The sequence below is a fragment of the Armatimonadota bacterium genome (assembly GCA_031081675.1).
Classification (GTDB): Bacteria; Sysuimicrobiota; Sysuimicrobiia; order Sysuimicrobiales; family Kaftiobacteriaceae; genus Calidihabitans; species Calidihabitans tengchongensis.
Genome location: JAVHLZ010000005.1, coordinates 38,460 through 60,334 on the forward strand (window position 1 = coordinate 38,460; position 21,875 = coordinate 60,334).

Sequence of the window (21,875 nt, forward strand, 5' to 3'; positions counted from 1 at the left end):
ATGCCCGTGCCGGTCGTGGTGATCGTCGGCCGCCCCAATGTGGGCAAGTCGGCCCTCTTCAACCGCCTGGTGGGCCGGCGGGCGGCCATCGTCGAAGACATCCCCGGCATCACCCGGGACCGCCTGTACGGCCGGGTTGTCTGGCGCGGCCGGGAGTTTGAGGTGGTCGACACCGGGGGCCTCATCTCCCACCCCACCGAGCCCCTTCAGGAGCAGGTTCAGCGCCAGGTCGCCCGGGCGCTGGAGGAGGCCGATCTGGTCCTGTTGGTGGTGGACGTCCGCTCCGGCGTCCTCCCCGAGGACCGGGAGATCGCCCAGCGCCTGCGGGAGAGCCGCCGGCCCGTGCTGCTGGTCGCCAACAAGGCCGACCGGCCGGGCCATCCCGGGATCTACGAGATGTACGAACTGGGGGTGGGAGACCCCGTGCCGGTGTCCGCCCTGCACGGCCTGGGGATCTCCGACCTGCTGGACCGGGTGGCGGAGATGCTGCCGGCGGGCGAGCCGGAGGAGGCGGGTCCGGCCATCCCGGTGGCGGTGGTCGGCCGTCCGAATGTGGGCAAGTCCTCCCTGGTCAACGCGATCCTGGGGGAGGACCGGGTCATCGTGGACGCCGCTCCCGGCACCACGCGGGACGCCGTGGACACCGTGTTCCGGTGGGGAGATCGCCGGGTCGTGCTCATCGATACCGCCGGGCTGCGGCGGCGGGCCCGGGTCAGCGATGTGGTGGAGCGCTACAGCGTGACGCGCACCCTGGCCGCGGTGGACCGGGCTCACGTTGTCGTCCTGGTCCTGGACGCCACCCAGCCCCCGGCCGACCAGGACCAGGAGATCGCCCGGCTGACCGTGGAGCGCGGCCGGGCGCTGGTTCTGGCGGTGACCAAGTGGGACCTGGTCAGCCCGTCTCCCGAGCCCCGGGAGGCGATCCTGGCGCCGGTGCGGGCCGCGATGCGGTTTGTGTCCTACGCGCCCGTGGTGGTGACCTCGGCGGTGCGCCGGTGGGGGATCGCTGCGCTGGTGGAGCGGGTGGGGGAGGCGGCGGATGCCCACGCCCGCAGGGTGCCCACGGGGCCCCTCAACCGGGTGCTCATGGAGGCCGAAGAGGCCCATCCGCCTCCCGCCGACGGCGCCGGGCGCCAGCTGAAGATCTACTATGCGACGCAGCCCGCCGTCCGCCCGCCCACCATCGTCCTGTTCGTCAACGACCCCGACCTGGTGACCGAGGACTACCGCCGGTACCTGGACGCCCGGCTGAGGGCGGCGTTTGACTTCCGGGGTACGCCCCTGCGCCTGGTGTTCCGGGCCCGGGAGCGGGCGACGGCGCGCCGATGATCGGGGCGGCGGTGGTGCTGCTGGGGTATGTGGTGGGGGCAGTCCCCACCGGCCTCCTGGTGGTGCGGGCGCTGACGGGGGCCGACGTCCGCCGATCCGGCAGCGGCAACATCGGAACCGTGAACGTCCTGCGGGTGGCCGGCCCGGCGGCCGGCGCCCTGGTTCTGGCCGCGGACGTGGCCAAGGGGGCGCTGGTCGTCCTGGCGGCCCGCGCGGCCGGACAGCCGGCACCGGTGCAGGCGGCGGCGGGCGTGGCCGCGGTGGTCGGCCACGACTGGTCGATCTTCCTGCGCCTGGGCGGGGGCAAAGGCGTGGCGACCTCTGTGGGGGTCCTTCTGGCCCTTTCGCCCGTGGCGGCGGCGGTGGCCGCGGGGGTGTGGGCGGCGGTGGTGGCCGCCACCCGCTACGCGTCTGCCGGTTCCCTGCTGGCCCTGGCCGCGGCGTCGGTCACCCTGCTGGCCCGCCGCGAGCCGCCCGCCCACCTGGCCGCGGGGGTCCTCCTGGCAGTCCTGGCTCTGTGGCGCCACCGGTCCAACCTCGCGCGCCTGCGGGCGGGAACCGAACTGACCCTGACCGGCCGGCCGCCGACTGGCGGGCGCGCGTGAGGGGCATAGGTGAGGATGTGAGCGAGATGACGATTCCCGACCTGCGGGTGCAACTGCTGGCCCTGGCGGCTCTGTTGCTGCTGGTGGCCGTGTTCGTGCTGCGCCGGATTCTGCTCCGGCGCACGTCCGACCGCGCGCTGCGCGACCCCCTCACCGGCGCCTACACGGCGGACTTCATGCGGGAGGTGTACCAGGCCGAACTCCTCCGCGCGGAGCGCACCGGGGTCCCCTTCTCGGTGGCCCTGGTGGCGCTGCGGGACGAGGATGGCCCGGCCCGCCCGCTGCCCGCCGACGCCGAGGTGGCGGCGGCCCGGTGGCTGCGGGAGAACCTGCGCGGCAGCGACTACATCGGCCGGGTGGCCGCCGGCCGGTTCGCTGTCGTCCTGCCGGAAACGTGGGAAGAGGACGCCCGCATCGTCCTGGCCCGCATCGACCGGTCGTTCCGGCATCGCCCCCGGGGCGGCCCGGACCGGTGGTTGACGTGCCGGGTGGGGATGGCCACCTGGACTCCCGAGGAACCGGAGGCGTGGGAGAAGGCCGAGCGGGCCCTGGAAGGTGCCCTGCGGGCGGCCCGGCTGCCCTCCGGATCGCTGGCGCCCACCCACCTTCCTCCGTCCTGATCCGCCCATTCCCCGGCCCGGCCGACCCGGCTATAATCAATCCTGTCGGGCCGTGGCGCAGATGGTAGCGCGCTTCCTTGGGGTGGAAGAGGTCGCCGGTTCAAGTCCGGCCGGCCCGACCAGCGCGTGGTTATGCCGTTGCCGCGGCTGCGTCCGGCTGAGGCGTATCCCGTCCGCATCCACGGCCGCCCTCTGATCTGCCTGCGGGACCTCGACGGCGTCCTCGACGAGCCGGTCTTCCTGCCGCCCCGGGCCTTTCTCATCGCCTCCCTGCTGGACGGGCGTGCCGATGTGGTGGACGTGCAGGCGGCGTTCGCCCGCCACACCGGCGGCGAGCTCCTGCTGTCCGACGAGGTGGTCCGGGTGGTGGAGGAGCTGGACCGGCTGGGCCTGCTGGACTCCGAAGGCTTCCGCCGCCGCCGCCAGGACCTGGAAGCCCGGTTCCGGGCATCGGCGGTGCGCCCGGCGCACTTTGCCGGCCGATCGTATCCGGCCGACCCGCAGGCCCTGCGGGCGGAGCTGGACGGCTACCTGGCCGCGGTGCGCGCGGATGAGCTGGCGCATGTGGTGGCCCGGGGTGTCATCGCCCCCCACATCGACTTCAGCCGCGGCGGGTGGTGCTACGGGCGGGCACACCGGGCCCTGGCCGCCGCTTCCCCCCGGCGGGTGCTGATCCTGGGGGTGGCCCACGGCGGGGGGACGTCTCCATTCATCCTGACCCGCAAGGCCTTCCAGACGCCCCTCGGGACGGTGCCGGTGGACCGGGACCTGGCCGACCTGCTGGAAGACCGTCTGGGGGACCTCTGCGCCGGCGAGTTTGCCCACCGGGCGGAGCACTCCATCGAGTTCCAGGTGGTGTTCCTGCAGCACCTGTTCCCGGATCCGCCCGCCATCGTGCCGGTCCTGTGCGCCCTGGGGACGGACGTCTCCTCCCCCCGCGCGCTGGACGCGGTGGAGGGTTTTGTCGGCGCCGTCCGCGAGGCGATGCGGGCCCGGGACCTGGCGATCCTCGCCAGCGTGGACTTCAGCCACGTGGGCCCCCGCTTCGGGGATCCCGAGCCCGCGGACCACGCCCTGGCCGTCCGGACCGCAGCCGCAGACCGCGTGGTGCTGGGGGCCATCTGCGCCGGAGACGCCGACGCCTTCTGGGCGGAGGTCTCCCGCGACGGGAACCCCCGCCGGGTGGATGCGGTCTGGCCGGTCTACCTCGCCCTGCGCCTGCTGTCTCCCTGCCGCGGACGGGTCCTGGGGTACGGGCAGGCCCCCGACCCTGCCGGCGGCCTGGTGACCTTCGCCAGCATCGCCCTGATCTAAATCCGGCATCGCCGGGGGCCGCGTGCCGGGCGACACGACCCTGGCCGACCCGTTGGTGGCGGCCCTCCCGCAGCGCGACGAGGAGGAGGTGGGGTCCGGGGCCGCCAACATTCATAAGGCTACGGCCGACACGGAACGGCCGCGACGGCAGGAGGTGGCAGGCATGGCAGAGGACCGGCAGGACCGGTGGGTCCGCGTCGCCGACAACCGGTGGCGGCGGATGTCCCGCCGGGAGTTCCTCAAGCTCACCGCGGCGGGGGCCGCGGGGGCGGGACTGGCTGCCAGCGGATTCGGATCCCTGCTGACCACCATCGTCCGGGCCCAGCAGCGGGAGCTGCGGATCCTGACCTGGAGCCACTTCGTCCCGGCGTTCGACGAGTGGTTCGACCCCTGGGCCCAGCGGTGGGGACAGAGCAAGGGCATCCGGGTGACGGTGGACCACGTCTCCTTTGCGGACATCGTCCCCCGGGCGAACGCCGAGGTGGCCGCCCAGCAGGGCCACGACCTGTTCTTCTTCCTGTCCCCGCCGTCGGCATTCGAGCAGCAGGTCCTGGACCTCACCGACCTCAACCAGGAAGCCGAGCGCCGCTACGGGCCCATGGTGCCCCTGGTGCGCAAGAGCGTCTACAACGCCAACACCCGCAAGTACTTCGGCTTCTCGGACAACTGGGTGCCCGATCCGGGCGACTACCTCAAGAGCGTGTGGACCGCGGTGGGGTTTCCCAACGGACCGTCCACGTGGGACGACCTGATCACCGCCGGGCGGGAGATCAAGCGGCGGTTTCCGGAAATCCAGATCCCCATCGGCATCGGGTTCTCCCAGGACATCGACTCCAACATGGCCACCCACGCCATCCTGTGGTCGTTCGGGGCCTCGGAGCAGGACGCCAACGAGAACGTGGTCCTCAACTCCGAGGAGACGGTGCGGGCGGTGGAGTTCGGGGTGCGGCTGTTCCGGGAGGTGATGAACCCGGCGGTGCTCAGCTGGAACGCCGCCAGCAACAACCAGGCGCTCAACGCCCGGCAGACCGCCTACATCCTCAACTCCATCTCGGCCTACCGCACCGCCCAGGACAACCGGCTGCCGGTGGCGGACGACATCCACTTCGTGCCCGCCCTGCGGGGCCCCCGGGCCCGGTGGGCCAGCGAGCACGTCATGGGGGTGTGGGTCATCTGGCGGTTTGCCCGCAACCCCGACAACGCCAAGGCGTTCCTGCTGGACCTGGTGGACAACTACCGGGAGGCGGTGCTCAACAGCAAGCTGTACAACTTCCCGTCCTTCATGGGCTCGGTGGCGGCCCGCAGCGTGCCGGTGGCCCAGAAGCCCGACGAGGGGCGCAAGTGGGTGCGCGCCGCGGTCCTCAACGACCCGTTTGGCAGCACCCCGCGCAACAAGCTGGCGGTCCTGGCCGACGCCGAGCAGTGGTCCACCAACCCCGGACACCCGGGGCCGGCCAACCCGGCGATCGGGGAGATCTTCGACACCTACCTCATCCCGGACATGTTCGCCAAGGCCGCGACCGGACAGATGACGCCCAAGCAGGCGGTGGAGGAGACCCACCGCCGGGTGAAGGACATCTTCGCCAAGTGGCGCCGGCTGGGCCTGGTGGGAGGAGGCAGCGGAGACCGGTAGGGAGTGACAGGCTCGTCCGCGGGCGGCGGGGGGATGCGGGAGCGCCCGGTCGGGGCGCACTCCCGCGTTCCCCCGCCCCCGTCCCTCCGGGGAGGAACGATGATGGGCTACGTGGAGACGCGCAACCTGCACAAGCACTTCGGCGAGGTCCGCGCCGTGGACGGTGTGGACCTGGCCGTCCGGGAAGGGGAACTGCTGGTCCTGCTGGGGCCCTCGGGATGCGGGAAGACCACCCTGATGCGGATGATCGCGGGGCTGGAGCAGCCCACCGCGGGGGAGATCTACATCGCCGGCGAGCGGGTGGACGCCGATGTCCCCCCCCGGGCCCGGGGGGTGGCCATGGTGTTCCAGAGCTACGCCCTGTACCCCCACAAGACCGCCTACGGCAACATCGCCTTCCCCCTGGAAGCCCTGGGCCACCCGCCCGCGGCCATCGGCGACGCGGTGCGCAAGGCCGCCGGCATGTTCGGCATCGGCCACCTGCTGGGCCGCCGGCCGCGGCAGCTCTCGGGCGGGGAGCGCCAGCGGGTGGCCCTGGCCCGGGCGGTGGTGCGTTCCCCCCGGGTCTTTCTGTTCGACGAACCGCTCAGTAACCTGGACGCCAAGCTGCGGGCCGTCGCCCGCTTCGAGCTCAAGCAGTTCCAGCGCCAGATCGGGACCACCACCATCTATGTGACCCACGACCAGGTGGAAGCCATGGGGCTGGGCGACCGCATCGCGGTCATGGACCGTGGCAAAGTCCGCCAGGTGGGGACCCCCCGGGAGGTCTACGACAACCCGGCCGACACCTTCGTGGCCACCTTCCTGGGGTCGCCGCCCATGAACCTGGTCGAGTGGGGCACCGACACGCTGTTGGGCTTCCGCCCCGAATCGTTCCAGCCGCGGGCGGTCTTCGGTCCCGACGAGGACGTGCTCTCCCTGCGCCTGCGGGTGCGGGAGGTGGAGCATCTGGGCGCCAGCCGCCTGGTGTACGGGACGCTGGAGGAGCGCGCCCGGTCGGACCAGCCGGTGATCGCCGACCTGCCGGTGACGGTGACGACCCCCATCGCCGAGGGGGAGGTCTACGAGTTCGCCGTCCGCCGCGCCGCCCTGCGGTACTTCGACGCCCGCACCGGGCTGCGTCGCCATGGCCCTGCGTAGGGAGGCCGCGGTGCCCCCGGCGGCGGTGGCCGTCCGCCGCCGGACGGCGGGAGACCGGGAGGACCTGCTGGCCCGGCTGATGCTGGCGCCGGCCCTGGTGTACGTGGTCCTCCTGGTGGGCGCGCCCCTGATCCTGGCCGTGCTGCTGAGCTTCACCTCGGCCACGGCGGGCAGCCTGACCTTCACCTGGGTGGGGCTGCGCAACTTCTCCCAGCTGGTCCGGGACAGCCAGTTCCAGCTGGCCCTGCGCAACACCGTGGTGTTCACCCTGGTCTCCCAGGCCCTGGTGATCGTCCTGGCGGTGACCGCCGCCCACGTGCTGGAGGCGGCATTTGTGGGCCGCCGGGTGGTGCGCTTTCTGCTCCTGCTGCCCTGGGCGGCCCCCGTCTCCCTGGCGGCTATGGCCTGGACGTGGATCTTCGACTCCACCTTCAGCGTCATCAACTGGACCCTGAAGGTGGCCGGGCTGCTCCGCGGCTGGCTGTACTGGTTCGGGGATCCCACCCTGGCCATGATCGCCATCATCACGGTGCACGTCTGGCGCATGTTCCCCTTCGCCACCGTGGTGGTGCTGGCCGGGATGAGCGCCATCCCCCAGGATGTCCGGGAGGCGGCCGTCATCGACGGGGCCGGGTTCTTCCGGCGCCTGGTCCAGGTCCAGCTGCCGTTGCTGCTGCCCATCGTGACCGTGTCGGTCCTGTTCGGTGTGGTGTTCACCTCCACCGATCTGGGCGTGGTGTGGCTGCTGACCCGGGGAGGTCCCTACAACAGCACCCACGTCCTGTCCACCCTGGCCTTCCAGCGGGGAATCCTGGGCGCCAGCCTGGGACAGGGGGCGGCCGTGGCGCTGTTCCTGCTGCCGGTGCTGGTGGTGGTGGCGGCGGCGATGCTGCGGGTGGCCCGCCGGGCGGAGGTGGGAGGATGAGGGCGCGTCGCCGGCGCGTGCTGCGGGTGGTCCAGCGGGTGGCCCTGTACGGGGCGGCGCTGGCCTTCACGGTGTTTGCCGTTTTCCCCTTCTACTGGATGCTCCTGACGGCGTTCAAGACCAACCGCGACCTCTACGTGGGCGCCACCGACCTCTCCCACATCCCCTGGATCTTCAACGAGCGCCCGACCCTGGACCACATCCGGCTGCTGCTCGCCCAGACGCCGTACCTGATCTGGGTCAAGAACACGGCCCTGGTGGGGGGCCTGGTGGTGGCCATCACCCTGGTGACCGCCGTGCCGGCCGGCTACAGCCTGGCCCGGCTGTCGGGGCGGTGGGGGGAGCGGCTGGGGATTGCCATCTTCCTCACCTACCTGATCCCGCCCACCCTGCTGTTCATCCCCTTCAGCCGGGTGATCGCGGTGCTGGGGCTGCAGAACTCCCTGTGGGCCCTGGTCCTGGTGTATCCCACCTTCACCATCCCCTTCTGTACCTGGCTGATGATGGGGTTCTTCCGGTCGGTGCCGCGGGACATCGAGGAGCAGGGGATGGTGGACGGCTACAGCCGGGCGGGCGTGATCCGGCGGGTGGTTCTCCCCCTGGCGGTGTCGGGCATCCTGACGGTGATCATCTTCGCCTTCACCCTGGTGATGCAGGACTTCGTCTACGCGCTGACCTTCATCAGTTCCGTGGGCCGCATGACCGTCAGCCTGGGCGTGCCCGTGGCCCTGGTGCGGGGCGACGTCTTCTACTGGGGATCGCTGATGGCGGCCTGCCTGATCACCAGCGTGCCCCTGGCGGTGATCTACAACCTGTTCATCGACCGCTTCATCGCCGGCCTGACCGCCGGCGCCCTCAAGGGATAACCCGCGGGGCGGCCGCCCGCCCGCCCGGACGCCCCGGCACGCGGCGGGATGGCCCGGCGGGACGGCAGCGTGCGGGGTTTGACAGCGGCGGCCGCCGCGGGTATAGTACGTCGGAGCGCGCGGGGTGATGGCGGTGGCGCAGGTGACGGCCACGACGGTGATCCGGGCTCCCCTGCCCGACGTGTACCGCCAGGCCCAGGACGTGGAGGCGTTCCCGTCCTTCATGCCCGACCTGCAGTCGGTGCGGGTCCTGGAGCGGGACGGGCCCCGGACGGTGACCGAATGGGTGGGGACGGTTCAGGGCCGGCGGGTGCGGTGGGTGGAAGAGGATACCTGGGATGACGACGCCCACCGGTGCACCTTCCGCCAGCGGGAAGGGGATTTCACGCGCTATGAGGGCGTGTGGACGTTCGCGGCCGTGCCCGAGGGCACGCAGACCACGCTGACGGTGGACTTCGAACTGGACCTCCCCCTGGCCGGCCCGCTGCTGTCCACTCTGCTGCGGGTGCTGGTGCGGAAAAACGTGGAGAGCATGCTGGAGGCCCTCCGGCTCCGCCTGGAAGGAGGCGCCCGCGGGGCGCCCACATCACGCTCCCCGGGAGGTGGATGATGCGCGCTGGGATGGACCGACTGGCCGCGGCTGTCCGCGCTCGCCTGCGCGACGAGCGCGGGCAGGACGTGATCGTCGTCCTGCTGATCATCTTCCTCATCTGGCTGCTGGTCACCGGCCGGCAGGTCGTCGTCCGGTAGCGGCGCCCAGGCCTTAGGGAGCGGCCCTCCCTAAGGCCTTTGCGTGCCCGCGGGCGGGCAGAATGTCCGGGGGAGAAGCCGACGGACTCACGGCGGACACTATAGGAGATACGATGCAGCCATCATCGACGCGCGCCCGGACCATCCCGCTGGCCCGCCCGCTGATCTCCGAGGAGGATCGCCGTCGGGTCCTGGAGGTGCTGGAGTCGGGTCAGCTGGTGGCCGGACGCCAGGTGGCCGAATTCGAGCAGGCCTTCGCCCGCTACCTGGGGGTCCGGGAGGCGGTGGCCACCTCCTCGGGCACGGCGGCCCTGCAGGTGGCGCTGCAGGCGTGCGGCATCGGCCCGGGGGACGTGGTGGTCACCACCCCCTTCACCTTTGCCGCCACCAGCAACGCCGTCCTGCACGCGGGCGCCCGGCCCGTGTTCGCGGACGTGGACGCTTGCACGGGCAACCTGGACCCTCAGGCCGTGGAGGAGGCGGTGCGACGCCACCGGGCCCGGGCCATCCTGTGCGTGCACCTGTACGGGATGCCCTGCGAGATGGACGCCCTGGTGGAGGTCGCCGCCCGCCATGGCGCCCTGCTGGTGGAGGACTGCGCCCAGGCCCACGGGGCCCGCTACCGGGGACGCCCGGTGGGAACCTTTGGGGCCGCGGCGATCTTCAGTTTCTACCCCAGCAAGAACATGACCACCGGCGAGGGCGGGATGGTGGTGACCGACGACCCCCGGGTGGCCGCCCGGGCGCGGCTGCTGGTCAACGTGGGCCAGCGGCCCGGACACGACTACGTCTACGAGGAAGTCGGGCACAACTTCCGCATGACCGACATCGCCGCCGCGCTGGGCATCGGGCAGCTGCAGCACCTGGACGCGTGGAACGCGCGCCGCCGGGAGCACGCCCGCCGCTACACGGCCGCGTTTGCGTCCCTGGAATGGGTGGTGCCTCCCCCGGAGCCGCCGGAGGTCGTGCCCGCGTATAACACCTACACGGTGCGCGTGCCGCGCGACCGCCCGCGCCTGATGGACGCCCTGCGGGCGGCCCAGATTGCCTGCCGGGTCTACTACCCGTCGCTGATCCCCCACTCGCCGGCCTACCGGCGGCTGGGACTGGGCGGGGAGTTCCCCGCGGCCGAGCGGCTGACGGGCGAGGTGCTGTCGCTGCCGGTGCACCCGGCACTGGAGCCCGACGATGTGGAGCGGGTCATCGCGGTGGTGACCGGGGTGCGGCCGTGAGGAGGGACCGGGCGTGAGCCGTCGGATTCGGGTGGCCGTGGTGGGGCTGGGCCAGTGGGGACGCCACCACGCCCGCATCTACGCCGGGCTGCCCGAGGCGGAGCTGGCGGCCGTGGTGGACGTGAACGCTGGGGAGATGCGCGCCGTGGCCCAGCGCTACCGCACGGCCGGCTACACCGACTATCGCGACGTCCTGGGCCGGGTGGACGCCGTCAGCGTGGTGGTGCCCACCCACCTCCACTACGAGGTGGCGCGGGCGTTTCTGGAGTCGGGCGCCCACGTCCTCGTCGAGAAGCCCATGACCGGCACCCTCCCGGAGGCCACCGCGCTGGTGGATCTGGCCCGGCGCACGGGGCGCCTTCTGGCCGTGGGCCACGTGGAACGCTTCAAGCCCGCGGTCCGCCGCCTGGCCGACCTGGCGCGGGAGCCGCTGTTCATCCAGGCCCGGCGGGTCCGCCCCTACGATCGGTCCCGGACCATGGACGTGGGCGTGGTCATGGACCTGATGATTCACGACATCGACATCGCCCTGGCGCTGGCCGGCAGCCGCCCCGTGCAGCTGGGCGGCCTGGCCGTGCGGGTGCACAACAGCCACGAAGACCTGGCGGTGGCCCACCTGACCCTGGCCTCAGGCTGCCGGGTGTGGTTGATGGCCAGCCGGGTCTCGGCCCACAAGGCGTCCGAGATCGAGGTGGTCACCCCCGACCGGGTGGTGCGCCTGGACTACCTGCGGCAGCGCCTGTCCGTGCACCGGTTCACCGGCGAGGTGGAGGAGCACGAGGAGCTGCACGGGGAGGAGCCGCTGCGCGCGGAGCTGGCGCACTTTGTGGCGTGCGTGGCGGGCCGGGAGCAGCCTCTGGTCACCGGCGAAGACGGCCGGCAGGCCCTGGAGGTGGCGCTGGCGCTGCTGGCCCAGATGACCACCGTGACCGCCCCCGTCCGGGTGTAGGCCGGGCGGTCCCGGCCTGCCGGCCCGCGTCGCCCACATCCGTGACCTGGCACACCGTTTCCGTCCGATCCCGCCGCCGGGTGGAGGTCATCGACATCACCGAGGCCGTGGCCGCGGCGTGCGGCGCCGGGGCGTCGGGTCTGGCCGTGGTGGTCTGCCCGCACACCACCGCGGCCGTCTGCGTGAACGAGGCCGAACCGCACCTGCTGGCCGACCTGGAGCGATGGCTGGAGCGGATGGTGCCCGCCGCAGCCGAGTACGCCCACAACCGCATCGACGACAACGCCGACGCACACCTGCGGGCCCTCCTGCTGGGCCACTGCGTGTGTGTGCCGGTGGACGGCGGGCTGCAGCTGGGGCGCTGGCAGCGCATCCTGTTCGTGGAACTGGACGGGCCTCGGCAGCGGCAGGTGCGGGTTGCCGTGGTGGGGTGATCGGGCGCCGGGGCGTCGGGCAGGGACATGGCCCCTACGGATGGACCACCACGCAGGTCACCACCCGGCGCACGCCCTCGATCCGCTGGACCGCCGCGGCCACCGCAGGGAACCCCCGGGTCTCCTCCTGTTCGGCCACCGCGATCACGTCGAACTCTCCCATGGTGACGTGGGCCTCCACCACGCCGGGGACGGTGCGGACCTGGCGGGCCACCGCCGCGGGGGTGCTGCGGTCCAGGGCGATGAGCAGGAAGGCGACTTCGGCCACGGCCACTGTGTTCGGACGGCGCGGGGACCTCTCCTGCGCCGTTGACACCCCGGCCGCGGGGGAGTAGCATGGGCGCGGAAGCACCGAAGTCCCGCAGCCTTACGGGGCAGGGTGACTCCGCGGTCGGCCTGGCCGGCGGCGGGGAATTCCCGATCGGCGGTGACAGCCCGTGAGGCGCGGCTCCGGCCGCGCCGTGGCCCGGTGAAATTCCGGGGCCGACGGTACAGTCCGTATGAGGTGAAGGCTGCGGGATCCGGCGCCTGAGTGCCCCCAGGACGCCCGCGTTCGGGGCGTCCTTTTGATTTGGGCGCCATACCAGGGAGGGGAAAAAGATGTCCACCCGCCAGATTGCGCGTGGGGCGCTGCTCATTGCCCTGGTGGCGGCCGCGACGCTGGCCGTCCGCATCCCCGTGCCCGCCACGCAGGGCTACATCAACCTGGGAGACTCCATGGTGTACGTGTCGGCCCTGCTGTTCGGACCGCTGGCGGGGGCGCTGGCCGGCGGGGTGGGCTCGGCGCTGGCCGACGTGATCGGAGGCTACGTCCGCTTCGCCCCCTTCACGCTGGTCATCAAGGGCCTGGAAGGCCTGGTGGTGGGCTGGCTGGCCCGGCGTCTGGCGGGCCGGCTGGCGTCCGCCGCCGACCTGGCCGGCGCCGCGGCCGCCGTGGTGGCGGGCGGGACGCTGATGGTCGCGGGGTATTTCGTGACGGAGGCGTATGTGATGGGCCTGGGCTCCGCTGCCGCCGCCGCGGAGGTCCCGGGCAACGTCTTCCAGGTGGTCGGCGGTCTGGTGGCGGCCCTGCCGGTGTCGGTGGCCCTGCGCCGGCTGGTCACCTCCACGCCCTGAGACCCCTCGGGATGGCACCTCCACCTCCGGACGACGCCCGGCGGGAGTCGGGCGCCGCCCCGCTGCGGCCGGGCAAGATCCCTCCCGACCTGCTGCAACGGGTGGTCTTCGCCCACCTGGGCGCCCGCCGGCCCGAGGTTCTGGTGCGGGCCGGCATCGGCCGCGACTGCGCCGCGGTGGATCTCGGCGAGGCGGCCTGCGTGGTGACCTGCGATCCCATCACCGCCGCCTCCCATCACCTGGGCCGGCTGGCGGTGCACGTGGCCTGCAACGACCTCGCCACCACCGGAGCCGAGCCGGTGGCCCTGCTGCTGACCCTGCTCCTGCGCGAGGGGACCACGCCCGAGGATCTGGAGGCCATCGTCGCCGAGGCCGGCCGGACGGCGGCGACTCTCGGGGTGGAGATCGTCGGGGGCCACACCGAGGTGACACCCGGCATCGACCGCACCCTGGCCGTGGTCACCGCACTCGGCCGGGCCCCACGCGGGGCGGTGCTGGCAGCAGGGGCCCGGCCGCACGACGCGGTCATCCTGACCAAAGGCGCCGCCATCGAGGGGACCGCCATCCTCGCCGCGGACCTGGCCGAGCGCCTGCGCCCGGTCCTGGGCGAGGAGGGTCTGGCCCGGGCCCGAGCGTTCATCGAGCGCATCAGTGTGGTGCCCGAGGGCCTCATCGCCGCGCGCGCCGGAGCCTCCGCCCTGCACGACGTGACCGAAGGCGGAGTGCTGGCGGGCGCGTGGGAGCTGGCCGAGGCCAGCGGGCGGGGGATCGTCCTGCGGGCGGATGACGTGCCGGTCCTGCCGGAGACCCAGGCCATCTGCCACGCCCTGGATCTCGACCCCCTGGCGCTGATCGGCAGCGGGGCGATGCTCATCTGCACCTCCGACCCCCGCGGGATGCTCCGCGCCCTGGCCGAGGAGGGCATCCCCGCCGCCGAGGTGGGGGTCATCACCGACGGTGATCGGGTGGTGGTGCGCGGCGGCCGCGCCCGGCCCCTGGTGCCTCCCGAGCGCGATGAGATCTACAGGGTCTTTGAACCTCCTGCGGGGGCCTGAGCCGCCCTTGCGCCGGACGGCCGGGCCGTCTAGCATGGACTGCGGAACCACATAGTCTTGGGGGAGCTCGGGGGTAACCGGGCTGAGAGTACGCCCTGCCGGGTCCGCGCCGGCCGACGACGGTGCGGGACCGGCCCCGGCGTTGACCCGTCGGACCCGATCCAGGTAATACTGGCGTGGGGACACAGGGAGAACGGGCCGCCAGCCTGGTTCGGCTGGCGGTTATCGTTTTCCGGGCTCCCCCGGCGGGGAGGGAGAGGTCATGACAGGGAGTCGCACGTGGTCGCCCCGGCTGGTGGCGGAGATGGGAATCGCCGTCGCCCTGGCTGCGGTTCTGCACCTGGTGAAGCTGTGGGAGATGCCCCAGGGGGGATCGATCACTCTGGGGACGATGGTGCCCCTGTTCCTCATCTCGCTGCGGCGTGGCCCGGTGGTGGGTGCCGTGACCGGTGCCGTCTACGGGCTGCTGGAGGGGTGGATCATCAGCGGCGGGCGGTTCTTCTACCATCCCGTGCAGGTGATCCTGGACTACCCGCTGGCGTTCGGCGTGCTGGCCCTGGCCGGGTTCTTCCCCCGCTACCCCGCCTTCGGGGTGACGCTGGGCGCCCTGGCGCGCTACGCGTCCCACGTGGTCTCGGGGGTCGTCTTCTTCGCCCAGTACGCTCCGCAGGGGCAGCCGGTGTGGCTGTACTCGCTGGGGTACAACGCCACCTACCTGGGGCCGGACTTCGCCGTGGCCATCCTGCTCACCCTGCTGGTCTGGGAGCGCCTGTCCCGGCTGTCCCCGCAGGCGGCAGCCTGAGGCGCCCCCGGTCGTGCGGCGACGTGCCGGAGACCCCGTCGAACGCGCGCCGCGTTCCCGCGCCCGCCGTCCCGCGTATGCGGTGGTGGTGGCCGGCGGGCCGGACGGCCCGGCCTGGTGGCCCTCCCTGGTCGACCGCGCAGATCTGGTCATCTGCGCCGATGGGGGGGTGGACGCGGCGCGCGCGCGGGGCCGCGTGCCCCACCTCGTGATCGGAGACTTCGACTCGGCGTCCTCCGGGGCCCTGGCCTGGGCCCGCCGCCGGGGAGCGCGTCTGGTGCGGTATCCGCGGGACAAGGACGCCACCGACACCGAGCTGGCCCTGGCGCATGCCCTGGCGGCGGGGGCGCGGCGAGTGGACATCCTCGGCGCGCTGGACGGCCGGGTGGATCACGCGCTGGCCAACGTGGGCCTGCTCCTGGTGGCCGCCCGCCGCCGCTGTCGCGCCCGACTGGTGCGGGAGCGGACGGAGGTGTTCCTGGCCCGGGGCGCCACCCCGATCCCCGGGCGGGCCGGCGACCTCGTGTCGCTGCTCCCGCTGTTCGGCCCCGCGTCGGGAATCACCACCCGCGGCCTGCGGTACGGATTGCGGGGCGGCCGCCTGTCTGCCGGGTCCACGCGGGGAGTCAGCAACGTGGTGGTGCGGCCCCCGGCCGCGGTGACGGTGCGGCGGGGACGGCTGCTGGTGGTCGTCACGCACCGGCGCCGGCCGGCGGATGCCGGGAGGGCGTCTGCGGGCTCCCGTGTATAATGAGGGCACGATGGCCGCCGCGCGGCAGACCGACTACTGGATCCGCTCGGTGACCGACGACGGCAGCGTGCGCGCCATGGCGGCGGTCACCACCGCCACCGTGGAAACCGCCCGCCGCCGCCACGGCACCGCCCCCACAGCCACGGCCGCCCTGGGGCGCGCCCTCACCGCCGCCGGGCTGCTGGGGGTCGCCCTGCGGACCGGCCAGACCGTGATGGTGCGCATCCTGGGGGACGGCCCCCTGGGCGGGGTCCTGGCGGCGGGCGACTGGGCGGGCGCCGTGCGGGGGTACGTGGGCAATCCGGACGTGCACCTGCCCCTGACCCCCACCGGCAAGCTGGACGTGGGCGGAGCGGTGGGGCGGGGAACCCTGCACGTCACCCTGGACCTCGGCCTGCGGATGCCCTACCACGGCAGCGTGCCGCTGGTCTCCGGGGAGATCGCCGAGGACCTGGCGTCCTACCTGGTCATCTCGCACCAGATCCCGTCAGTGGTCGCCCTGGGGGTGATGGTCTCACCCACGGGGCGGGTGGTGGCCGCCGGCGGCCTGATCGTCCAGGTCCTGCCCGGCGCCGACGACCGGGTGATCTCCTACCTGGAAGAGCGGGCGCGCGTCCTGCCGGCGGTGACGTCCATGATCTCCCGGGGGCGCACGCCGGAGGAGATGGTGCGGGTGGCCCTGGGCGACCTGGCCGCCCGGGTGGTGGAGCGGGGCGTGGTGCGCTTCAGGTGCCGGTGCTCCCGGGCGCGGGTGCGCCACGTTCTGGCCAGCCTCGCTCCCGACGACCTGCGCGACCTTGTGGCCGAGCGGGGTCACGTGGAGGTGCGGTGCCACTTCTGCGGAGCCCGCTACCTGTTCGACGAGGACGATGTGGAGGACCTGATCCGGCTCCGGCCCGGCGCCCCGCCCCGGGCCGGAGCCGACCTGCCTGACCGCCGGGCGGCGGAATGAACCGAGCTTCCGCTGGCCGGGAAGACGACTCCGGGCGGCGTCGGCAGGGCGCTCTAGGCTGGCGGGGTGCTCTGCCGTCCCTGGGGAGGCCGGCGGACCCGCCCGGAGGCCAGGCAGGTGGTGCAGACCCGCAGGCGGCGGGGCGTGCCGTCGACCAGCACGCGCACCCGCTGCAGGTTTGGCGCGAATACCCGCCGGGTCCGGTGCTCGGAGTGACTGACCGAGTGGCCGAATGCCGGTCGCTTCCCGCAGATGGCGCACTGCCGGGCCATAGATCCCTCCACCAGGACGCGCCCGGAGGCCGGGCCTCCGGGCCGAGGGGGATTGTACCACGTCCCCCGGGGCAAGGAAACCCCGGGAGGGCGTAGAACACAGCGGCGAATGGTTGCGATGCGCCCGCCTGCCGCCGCGGATCCGCCCTCACCTGCGGTGTCTCCTTCCCGCCTGGATGCGCCGGCCCAATACATCAAGGGTGTCGGCCCCGCCCGCGCCGCCCTGCTGGCCCGACGGGGGCTGCGGACGGTCGAGGACGTCCTGTTCCACCGGCCCCACCGGTACGAGGACCGCAGCCGTCTGGCGCGCATCGCCGACCTCATCCCCGGTCAGCGCCAGACCACCCAGGGGGTGGTGCTGGCGCTGAGTGAGAAGCGGCGCGGTACCTACCAGTTCATGGCCGCCCTCGCCGACGACACGGGGGTGCTGCGGGCCATCTGGTTCGGCCAGCGCCACCTGCGGCGGACGATCCGACGGGGAATGCGTGTGATCGTCTACGGCCGCGTGGAGCGGGCGGGCGGCCTCCAGATGGTGGTGGACGACTTCGAGGTCCTCACCGGCGACGAGGAGGACACGCTGCACACCGGCCGGATCGTGCCCGTGCACCCCGCCACCGAGGGCCTGAGCCCGCGAGCCCTCCGGACCATCGTGGACCGCGCCCTGGCTCAGTATCTGGACGACGTGCCCGAGCTGGTGCCCGAGGAGATCCGCCGGCGCCTCGGACTGCCGGACCGCCGCTGGGCGGTGCGCGCGCTGCACTTTCCCGCCTCCCTGGCCGACGCCGAGGCGGCGCGCCGGCGTCTCGCGTTTGACGAGCTGCTGGTTCTGCAGCTGGGGGTGTTGCTGCGGCGGCGGGCGCGGCGGGGGGCGGATGCGAAAGCGCGCTACGCCGACCCGGGCCTGCTGGACCGCTTTGTGGCCGCCCTCCCGTTTCCCCTCACGGCCGCCCAGCGCCGCGCCATCGAGGAGATCGCCGCCGACCTGCGCCGGCCCGTGCCGATGCACCGGCTGCTGCAGGGGGACGTGGGGTCCGGCAAGACCGTGGTGGCCGCCGCGGCCCTGTGGCTGTGCGCCGCCGGAGGTTTCCAGGGCGCGCTGATGGCTCCCACCGAGATCCTGGCCGAGCAGCACTTCCGGACCCTGCGGAGGCTGCTGGACCCCCTGGGGGTGCGGGTCGTCCTGGTCACCGGCGCCGCCTCGGGCCGGGAGCGGGCCGCCGTGCGCGAGCTGCTGGCCCGCGGAGACGCCCAGGTGGCCGTGGGCACCCACGCCCTCCTGGAGGAGGACGTGGTCTTCGCCCGCCTGGCGCTGGTGGTGGTGGACGAGCAGCACAAGTTCGGCGTGGCCCAGCGGGCGGCGCTGCGGGGCAAGGGGCCGGCGGTGGACGTCCTGGTGATGACCGCCACCCCGATTCCGCGGACCCTGTCCCTGACCGTCTACGGGGACCTGGACGTCTCGATCCTCGACGAACTCCCGCCCGGGCGCGGGGAGGTGCGCACCTACGTGCGCGGGCCGGACAGGCGGGCCCAGGTGTATGCCTGGGTGCGCGACCAGGTCCGGGCCGGCCGCCAGGCCTACGTGGTCTGCCCCCTGATCGAGGAGTCCGACAGCCTGCAGGCCGAGGCGGCGGTGCGCCTGGCCGCCCGGCTGCAGCAGGAGGTGTTCACCGACCGGGTGGTGGGCGTGCTGCACGGCCGGATGCGTCCGGAGGAGAAGGAGGAGGTGATGGACCGGTTCCGCCGGGGCGAGGTGGCGGTGCTGGTCGCCACCCCGGTGATCGAGGTGGGGGTGGACGTGCCCCGGGCCACCATCATGGTCGTGGAGGACGCCGACCGCTTCGGGCTGGCTCAACTGCACCAGTTGCGGGGCCGGGTGGGCCGGGGCGGCGAGACGTCCTACTGCATTCTGCTGGCCGGTTCCCCCTCGCCGGCGGCGGCAGCGCGGCTGCAGATCATGGAGCAGACGCGGGACGGCTTCGAGATCGCCCGCCGGGACCTGGAACTGCGGGGGCCCGGGGAGGTGCTGGGGACCCGCCAGCACGGGCTGCCCGATCTGAAGATGGCCGACCTGCTCACCGACGAGGACATCCTGGAAATGGCGCGCGCGGAGGCCCAGGCGATCCTGCAGGCCGATCCCGACCTCCAGGCCCCCGCCCACGCCGCGCTGGCCGAGCAGGTACGTCGGATGTGTGCGGCAGCCCCCGCAGGAGTGGAGTAGTCGGTGGGTGGCCCGGGCGGCCGCTCCCGCCGGGGTGCCGCGCGCTCTGCCGTGCGCCCGACCCTGGCCCGGGTGCGGGACGCGCTGTTCAACGCCCTGGCCCCGCTCCTGCCCGGCGCCCGGGTGCTGGACCTGTATGCCGGCAGCGGTGCGCTGGGCCTGGGGGCGTTGAGCCGCGGGGCGTCCCGGGCGGTCCTGGTGGAGCGTGACCGCCGCCTGGCGGCCCGGCTGCGGCGGCGGATCCGCCAGGAAGGGTGGCAGTCGCGGGCGGAGGTGTGGCAGGCCGACGCGGTGGCGGCCGTCCGCCGTCTGGGCGACCGCGGCGAACGGTTCGAGGTGGTGGTGATGGACCCGCCCTACGGCCGCGGCCTGCTGCAGCCGACGCTCCAGGCGGTGGCGGAGGCGGGGATCCTGGCGCCGGGCGGCGTGGTGGTGGCCGAAGGCCACTGGCGGGACCGGCCGGCCGAGGTGCGCGGCCTGCGGTGCACCCGGGAGGCCCGGTACGGGGAGACCCGGGTCTGGTACTTCCGGCAGGCGGAGGGTGGCGGCGATGACGGTGGCGGTGTATCCGGGAAGCTTTGATCCCGTCCACAACGGTCACCTGGACGTGATTGCCCGCGCGGCACGGGTGTTCGACCAGGTGGTGGTGGCGGTGGCCCACAGTGCCGACAAGGCTCCGCTGTTCCCGGTGGCCGAGCGGGTGGAGATGCTGCGGGCGGCCACCGCCCACCTTCCCAACGTGCGGGTGGACAGCTTCGAGGGGCTGACGGTGGCCTTCGCCCGCACCGTGGGCGCCCACGTGCTGGTGAAGGGTCTGCGGGCGGTGGTGGACTTCGAGTACGAACTCAAGCAGGCGGCGATGAATCAGCGCCTGGCGCCGGAGCTGGACACCGTGTTCTTCATGACGGCGCCACCCTATTACTTTCTCAGCTCCACCCTCATCCGGGAGGTGGCGCGGCTGGGCGGCGCCGTGAGCGGGCTCGTGCCCCCCGCTGTGGAGGACCGCCTGCGGGCCCGATTCGGCCGCCGCGGAGCCGGCGAGGGCTTATTGAAAGAGCCGGGCGGGTAGGCCTATACTTCAAAGAGTCTTCGTCCCGCCCGCCACGAGGCGGGCGGCGTGGCATGCGCGTCAACGTCGCAGAGCTGGAGCGGGGGCAGGTCCTGCGGGCGGCGTTCCACGAACGGGTGGACAGCCGCGCCGACGACGTGGTGTTCGACGAGCCCGTGGTGGGCGAGGTGGAGGTGGAGCGCACCTCGCGCACGGTGCACTTGCGCGGAGAGGTGCGCACCACCGCCCCGATGGTGTGCGGCCGGTGCCTGACGACCTTCCGGTCCGAGCTGCGGGCGACGGTGGACGAGGAGTTCCTGATCGGAGGCACCGTGCGCACCGGCGGGGAGCTGGGGCCGGAGGACTTCCAGTTCCCCCTGGGTCCGGACATGATCCTGGACGTGACCGATGTGGTGCGCCAGTACCTGCTGCTGGCGTTGCCCATGGTGCCGCTGTGCCGCCCCGACTGTCGCGGGCTGTGCCCGCGCTGCGGGGCCAATCGGAATGAGGGGACCTGCGGGTGCGCGCCGGAGGCGGATGACGTGGTCCTGCCGCCCTGACGCGCGCCGGCGGGTCAGCGACGCGAGGGGAGGAACAGCCGTGGGGATTCAGAAACGACGCCGGTCCCGGATGCACGGGCGGCAGCGGCGGGCGCACTGGACAGTGCGCGCCGTCAGCCTGGTGCCGTGCCCCACATGCCGCCAGCCGATGCGTCCGCACCGGGTCTGCCCGTCGTGCGGCACCTACGCCGGGCGGCAGGTGCGCCCCGTCCGGGAAGCGGAGGCGGAGTAGGGTGCCCGGGGCCGGATCCCCCGTGCGGATCGCGGTGGACGCCATGGGGGGCGACCATGCGCCGGCGGCCGCGGTCGCCGGCGCGGTGGCGGCCTGCCGCGACCTCGGGGTGGAGGTCACGCTGGTGGGACCCCAGGCGGTGGTGGAGGCGGAACTGGCGCGGCACCGGCCGCTGCCGCCCGGGGTGCACGTCGTGGACGCCCCCGAAGTGGTGGAAATGCATGAGTCCCCGGCGCTGGCGGTCCGGCGCAAGCGGCGGTCGTCCATCGTGGTGGCGGTAGAGCAGGTGCGCGAGGGGTACGCGGACGGGATGGTCAGCGCCGGCCACACCGGCGCCGTCATGGGGGCGGCCCTGCTGCGCCTGGGGCGGGTCCCGGGGGTGGACCGGCCAGCCCTCGCCGCGGTCCTGCCCACCCTGGCCGCTCACCCGGTGGTCCTCCTGGACGTGGGCGCGAATGTGGACTGCCGGCCGCACCACCTGGTGCAGTTCGCGCTGATGGGCAGCGTGTACGCCCGGCAGGTCCTGGGCGTGGGCGAGCCGCGGGTGGGCGTGCTCAGCAACGGCACCGAGGAGAGCAAGGGATCCGAGCTCACCCTGCGGACGGCGTCCCTGCTGCGGGCGTCCGGGCTGCCCTTTGTGGGCAACGTGGAATCCCGCGACGTCTTGTCGGGCGTGGCCCACGTGGTGGTCTGCGACGGTTTTGTGGGCAACGTGGTCCTGAAGTTCGGCGAGGGTCTGGCCCTGGCCATCCGCGACATCGTCAAGGCCGAGCTGCGCGGCCTGCGGGGCGCGCTCCTGCGAGCCTACCTGGCCCCCCTGGCGGGCCGGGTGCGGCGCATGTACCGGCGCATCGACTACCGGGAGTACGGCGGCGCGCCGCTGCTGGGCATCGCCGGTGTGTGCATCGTCGCCCACGGCAGCAGCAACGCCCGCGCCATCCGCAATGCCATCCGGGTGGCGGCCGAGGCGGTGGCGTCGCGGGTCACCGACACCCTGCAGGCCCAGCTGCCCCAGCTGATGGCGCCGGTGTCGCCGCCGGGCGGGGACGGCGCGCGCTCGCGCGACTCGTAG

General features: G+C 73.3%; 26 protein-coding genes, 1 tRNA gene and 1 riboswitch. Of the genes, 25 read left to right on the top strand and 2 right to left on the bottom strand.

Annotated elements, in window-relative coordinates:
* The 14 genes from der (at nt 1) to RB150_03050 (ending at nt 11,797) form a co-directional block, all read left to right on the top strand.
* Nucleotides 1–1,329 carry a ribosome biogenesis GTPase Der gene (der, locus tag RB150_02985; GenBank protein MDQ7819506.1) on the top strand — a complete coding sequence of 443 codons (1,329 nt, stop codon included), beginning with the start codon at nt 1–3 and terminating at the stop codon, nt 1,327–1,329.
* The gene (gene plsY / locus RB150_02990; protein MDQ7819507.1) at nt 1,329–1,934 is read left to right on the top strand and encodes a glycerol-3-phosphate 1-O-acyltransferase PlsY; all 606 of its coding nucleotides are present in this window, start codon (nt 1,329–1,331) and stop codon (nt 1,932–1,934) included. The genes der and plsY overlap by 1 nt, the downstream gene beginning before the upstream one ends.
* A gap of 26 nt (nt 1,935–1,960) precedes the next feature.
* A complete protein-coding gene (locus tag RB150_02995; protein ID MDQ7819508.1) occupies nt 1,961–2,554 on the top strand; it encodes a GGDEF domain-containing protein in 594 nt (197 codons plus the stop codon).
* A gap of 46 nt (nt 2,555–2,600) precedes the next feature.
* Nucleotides 2,601–2,676: transfer RNA gene (locus RB150_03000), tRNA-Pro, on the top strand.
* Nucleotides 2,677–2,686: 10 nt separating this feature from the next.
* Entirely contained in the window at nt 2,687–3,868 is a 1,182-nt protein-coding gene (gene amrB, locus RB150_03005; GenBank protein ID MDQ7819509.1) for an AmmeMemoRadiSam system protein B, read from the top strand.
* 163 nt (nt 3,869–4,031) lie between these two features.
* The gene (locus RB150_03010) at nt 4,032–5,501 is read left to right on the top strand and encodes an ABC transporter substrate-binding protein (protein MDQ7819510.1); all 1,470 of its coding nucleotides are present in this window, start codon (nt 4,032–4,034) and stop codon (nt 5,499–5,501) included.
* A gap of 102 nt (nt 5,502–5,603) precedes the next feature.
* Entirely contained in the window at nt 5,604–6,641 is a 1,038-nt protein-coding gene (locus tag RB150_03015) for an ABC transporter ATP-binding protein (GenBank protein ID MDQ7819511.1), read from the top strand.
* The gene (locus RB150_03020) at nt 6,628–7,566 is read left to right on the top strand and encodes a sugar ABC transporter permease (GenBank protein MDQ7819512.1); all 939 of its coding nucleotides are present in this window, start codon (nt 6,628–6,630) and stop codon (nt 7,564–7,566) included. Before RB150_03015 ends, RB150_03020 begins: the two co-directional genes overlap by 14 nt.
* The gene (locus RB150_03025) at nt 7,563–8,432 is read left to right on the top strand and encodes a carbohydrate ABC transporter permease (protein MDQ7819513.1); all 870 of its coding nucleotides are present in this window, start codon (nt 7,563–7,565) and stop codon (nt 8,430–8,432) included. Before RB150_03020 ends, RB150_03025 begins: the two co-directional genes overlap by 4 nt.
* Nucleotides 8,433–8,559: 127 nt before the next feature.
* Nucleotides 8,560–9,042, top strand: coding sequence for an SRPBCC family protein (locus tag RB150_03030; protein MDQ7819514.1), 483 nt, complete (start codon nt 8,560–8,562; stop codon nt 9,040–9,042).
* An 11-nt stretch (nt 9,043–9,053) separates the two neighbouring features.
* On the top strand, nt 9,054–9,182 hold the full coding sequence (locus tag RB150_03035) for a hypothetical protein (GenBank protein ID MDQ7819515.1): 129 nt from the start codon (nt 9,054–9,056) through the stop codon (nt 9,180–9,182).
* A 113-nt stretch (nt 9,183–9,295) separates the two neighbouring features.
* A complete protein-coding gene (locus RB150_03040) occupies nt 9,296–10,414 on the top strand; it encodes a DegT/DnrJ/EryC1/StrS family aminotransferase (GenBank protein MDQ7819516.1) in 1,119 nt (372 codons plus the stop codon).
* Nucleotides 10,415–10,427: 13 nt separating this feature from the next.
* The gene (locus RB150_03045) at nt 10,428–11,363 is read left to right on the top strand and encodes a Gfo/Idh/MocA family oxidoreductase (protein ID MDQ7819517.1); all 936 of its coding nucleotides are present in this window, start codon (nt 10,428–10,430) and stop codon (nt 11,361–11,363) included.
* Between the two features lie 41 nt (nt 11,364–11,404).
* Nucleotides 11,405–11,797, top strand: a complete 393-nt coding sequence (locus RB150_03050) for a secondary thiamine-phosphate synthase enzyme YjbQ (protein ID MDQ7819518.1) — start codon at nt 11,405–11,407, stop codon at nt 11,795–11,797.
* A 34-nt stretch (nt 11,798–11,831) separates the two neighbouring features.
* Here the strand turns inward: RB150_03050 and RB150_03055 are convergent, their stop codons facing one another.
* Nucleotides 11,832–12,065 carry an Lrp/AsnC ligand binding domain-containing protein gene (locus RB150_03055; GenBank protein MDQ7819519.1) on the bottom strand — a complete coding sequence of 78 codons (234 nt, stop codon included), beginning with the start codon at nt 12,063–12,065 and terminating at the stop codon, nt 11,832–11,834.
* A gap of 332 nt (nt 12,066–12,397) precedes the next feature.
* Here RB150_03055 and RB150_03060 point away from each other — a divergent pair, with 332 nt between their 5' ends.
* From RB150_03060 to hslO, 5 genes are all read left to right on the top strand, one after another.
* A complete protein-coding gene (locus RB150_03060) occupies nt 12,398–12,913 on the top strand; it encodes an ECF transporter S component (protein MDQ7819520.1) in 516 nt (171 codons plus the stop codon).
* Between the two features lie 11 nt (nt 12,914–12,924).
* Nucleotides 12,925–13,968, top strand: a complete 1,044-nt coding sequence (locus RB150_03065; GenBank protein MDQ7819521.1) for an AIR synthase family protein — start codon at nt 12,925–12,927, stop codon at nt 13,966–13,968.
* 49 nt (nt 13,969–14,017) lie between these two features.
* Nucleotides 14,018–14,168: riboswitch (TPP riboswitch) on the top strand.
* A 62-nt stretch (nt 14,169–14,230) separates the two neighbouring features.
* A complete protein-coding gene (gene thiT, locus RB150_03070; GenBank protein ID MDQ7819522.1) occupies nt 14,231–14,770 on the top strand; it encodes an energy-coupled thiamine transporter ThiT in 540 nt (179 codons plus the stop codon).
* A gap of 13 nt (nt 14,771–14,783) precedes the next feature.
* Entirely contained in the window at nt 14,784–15,521 is a 738-nt protein-coding gene (locus RB150_03075) for a thiamine diphosphokinase (protein MDQ7819523.1), read from the top strand.
* Nucleotides 15,522–15,531: 10 nt separating this feature from the next.
* Complete coding sequence (hslO, locus tag RB150_03080) at nt 15,532–16,473, top strand: Hsp33 family molecular chaperone HslO (protein MDQ7819524.1); 942 nt, start codon at nt 15,532–15,534, stop codon at nt 16,471–16,473.
* A 53-nt stretch (nt 16,474–16,526) separates the two neighbouring features.
* Here the strand turns inward: hslO and rpmB are convergent, their stop codons facing one another.
* Nucleotides 16,527–16,745: a 50S ribosomal protein L28 gene (gene rpmB, locus RB150_03085; protein MDQ7819525.1), complete on the bottom strand. Its 219-nt coding sequence runs from the start codon at nt 16,743–16,745 to the stop codon at nt 16,527–16,529.
* Between the two features lie 118 nt (nt 16,746–16,863).
* Here rpmB and recG point away from each other — a divergent pair, with 118 nt between their 5' ends.
* Genes recG through plsX form a run of 6 tightly spaced genes read left to right on the top strand, consistent with a single transcriptional unit; the run spans nt 16,864 to nt 21,875 of the window.
* On the top strand, nt 16,864–18,963 hold the full coding sequence (gene recG, locus RB150_03090; GenBank protein MDQ7819526.1) for an ATP-dependent DNA helicase RecG: 2,100 nt from the start codon (nt 16,864–16,866) through the stop codon (nt 18,961–18,963).
* Nucleotides 18,964–18,966: 3 nt separating this feature from the next.
* Complete coding sequence (gene rsmD / locus RB150_03095) at nt 18,967–19,545, top strand: 16S rRNA (guanine(966)-N(2))-methyltransferase RsmD (protein ID MDQ7819527.1); 579 nt, start codon at nt 18,967–18,969, stop codon at nt 19,543–19,545.
* Nucleotides 19,514–20,032 (top strand): pantetheine-phosphate adenylyltransferase, encoded by a 519-nt coding sequence (gene coaD / locus RB150_03100; protein ID MDQ7819528.1) that lies wholly within the window; start codon nt 19,514–19,516, stop codon nt 20,030–20,032. The genes rsmD and coaD overlap by 32 nt, the downstream gene beginning before the upstream one ends.
* Nucleotides 20,033–20,085: 53 nt before the next feature.
* Nucleotides 20,086–20,571 (top strand): DUF177 domain-containing protein, encoded by a 486-nt coding sequence (locus RB150_03105; GenBank protein ID MDQ7819529.1) that lies wholly within the window; start codon nt 20,086–20,088, stop codon nt 20,569–20,571.
* Nucleotides 20,549–20,803 (top strand): 50S ribosomal protein L32, encoded by a 255-nt coding sequence (gene rpmF, locus RB150_03110; GenBank protein MDQ7819530.1) that lies wholly within the window; start codon nt 20,549–20,551, stop codon nt 20,801–20,803. Before RB150_03105 ends, rpmF begins: the two co-directional genes overlap by 23 nt.
* A 1-nt stretch (nt 20,804) precedes the next feature.
* Nucleotides 20,805–21,875: a phosphate acyltransferase PlsX gene (plsX, locus tag RB150_03115; GenBank protein MDQ7819531.1), complete on the top strand. Its 1,071-nt coding sequence runs from the start codon at nt 20,805–20,807 to the stop codon at nt 21,873–21,875.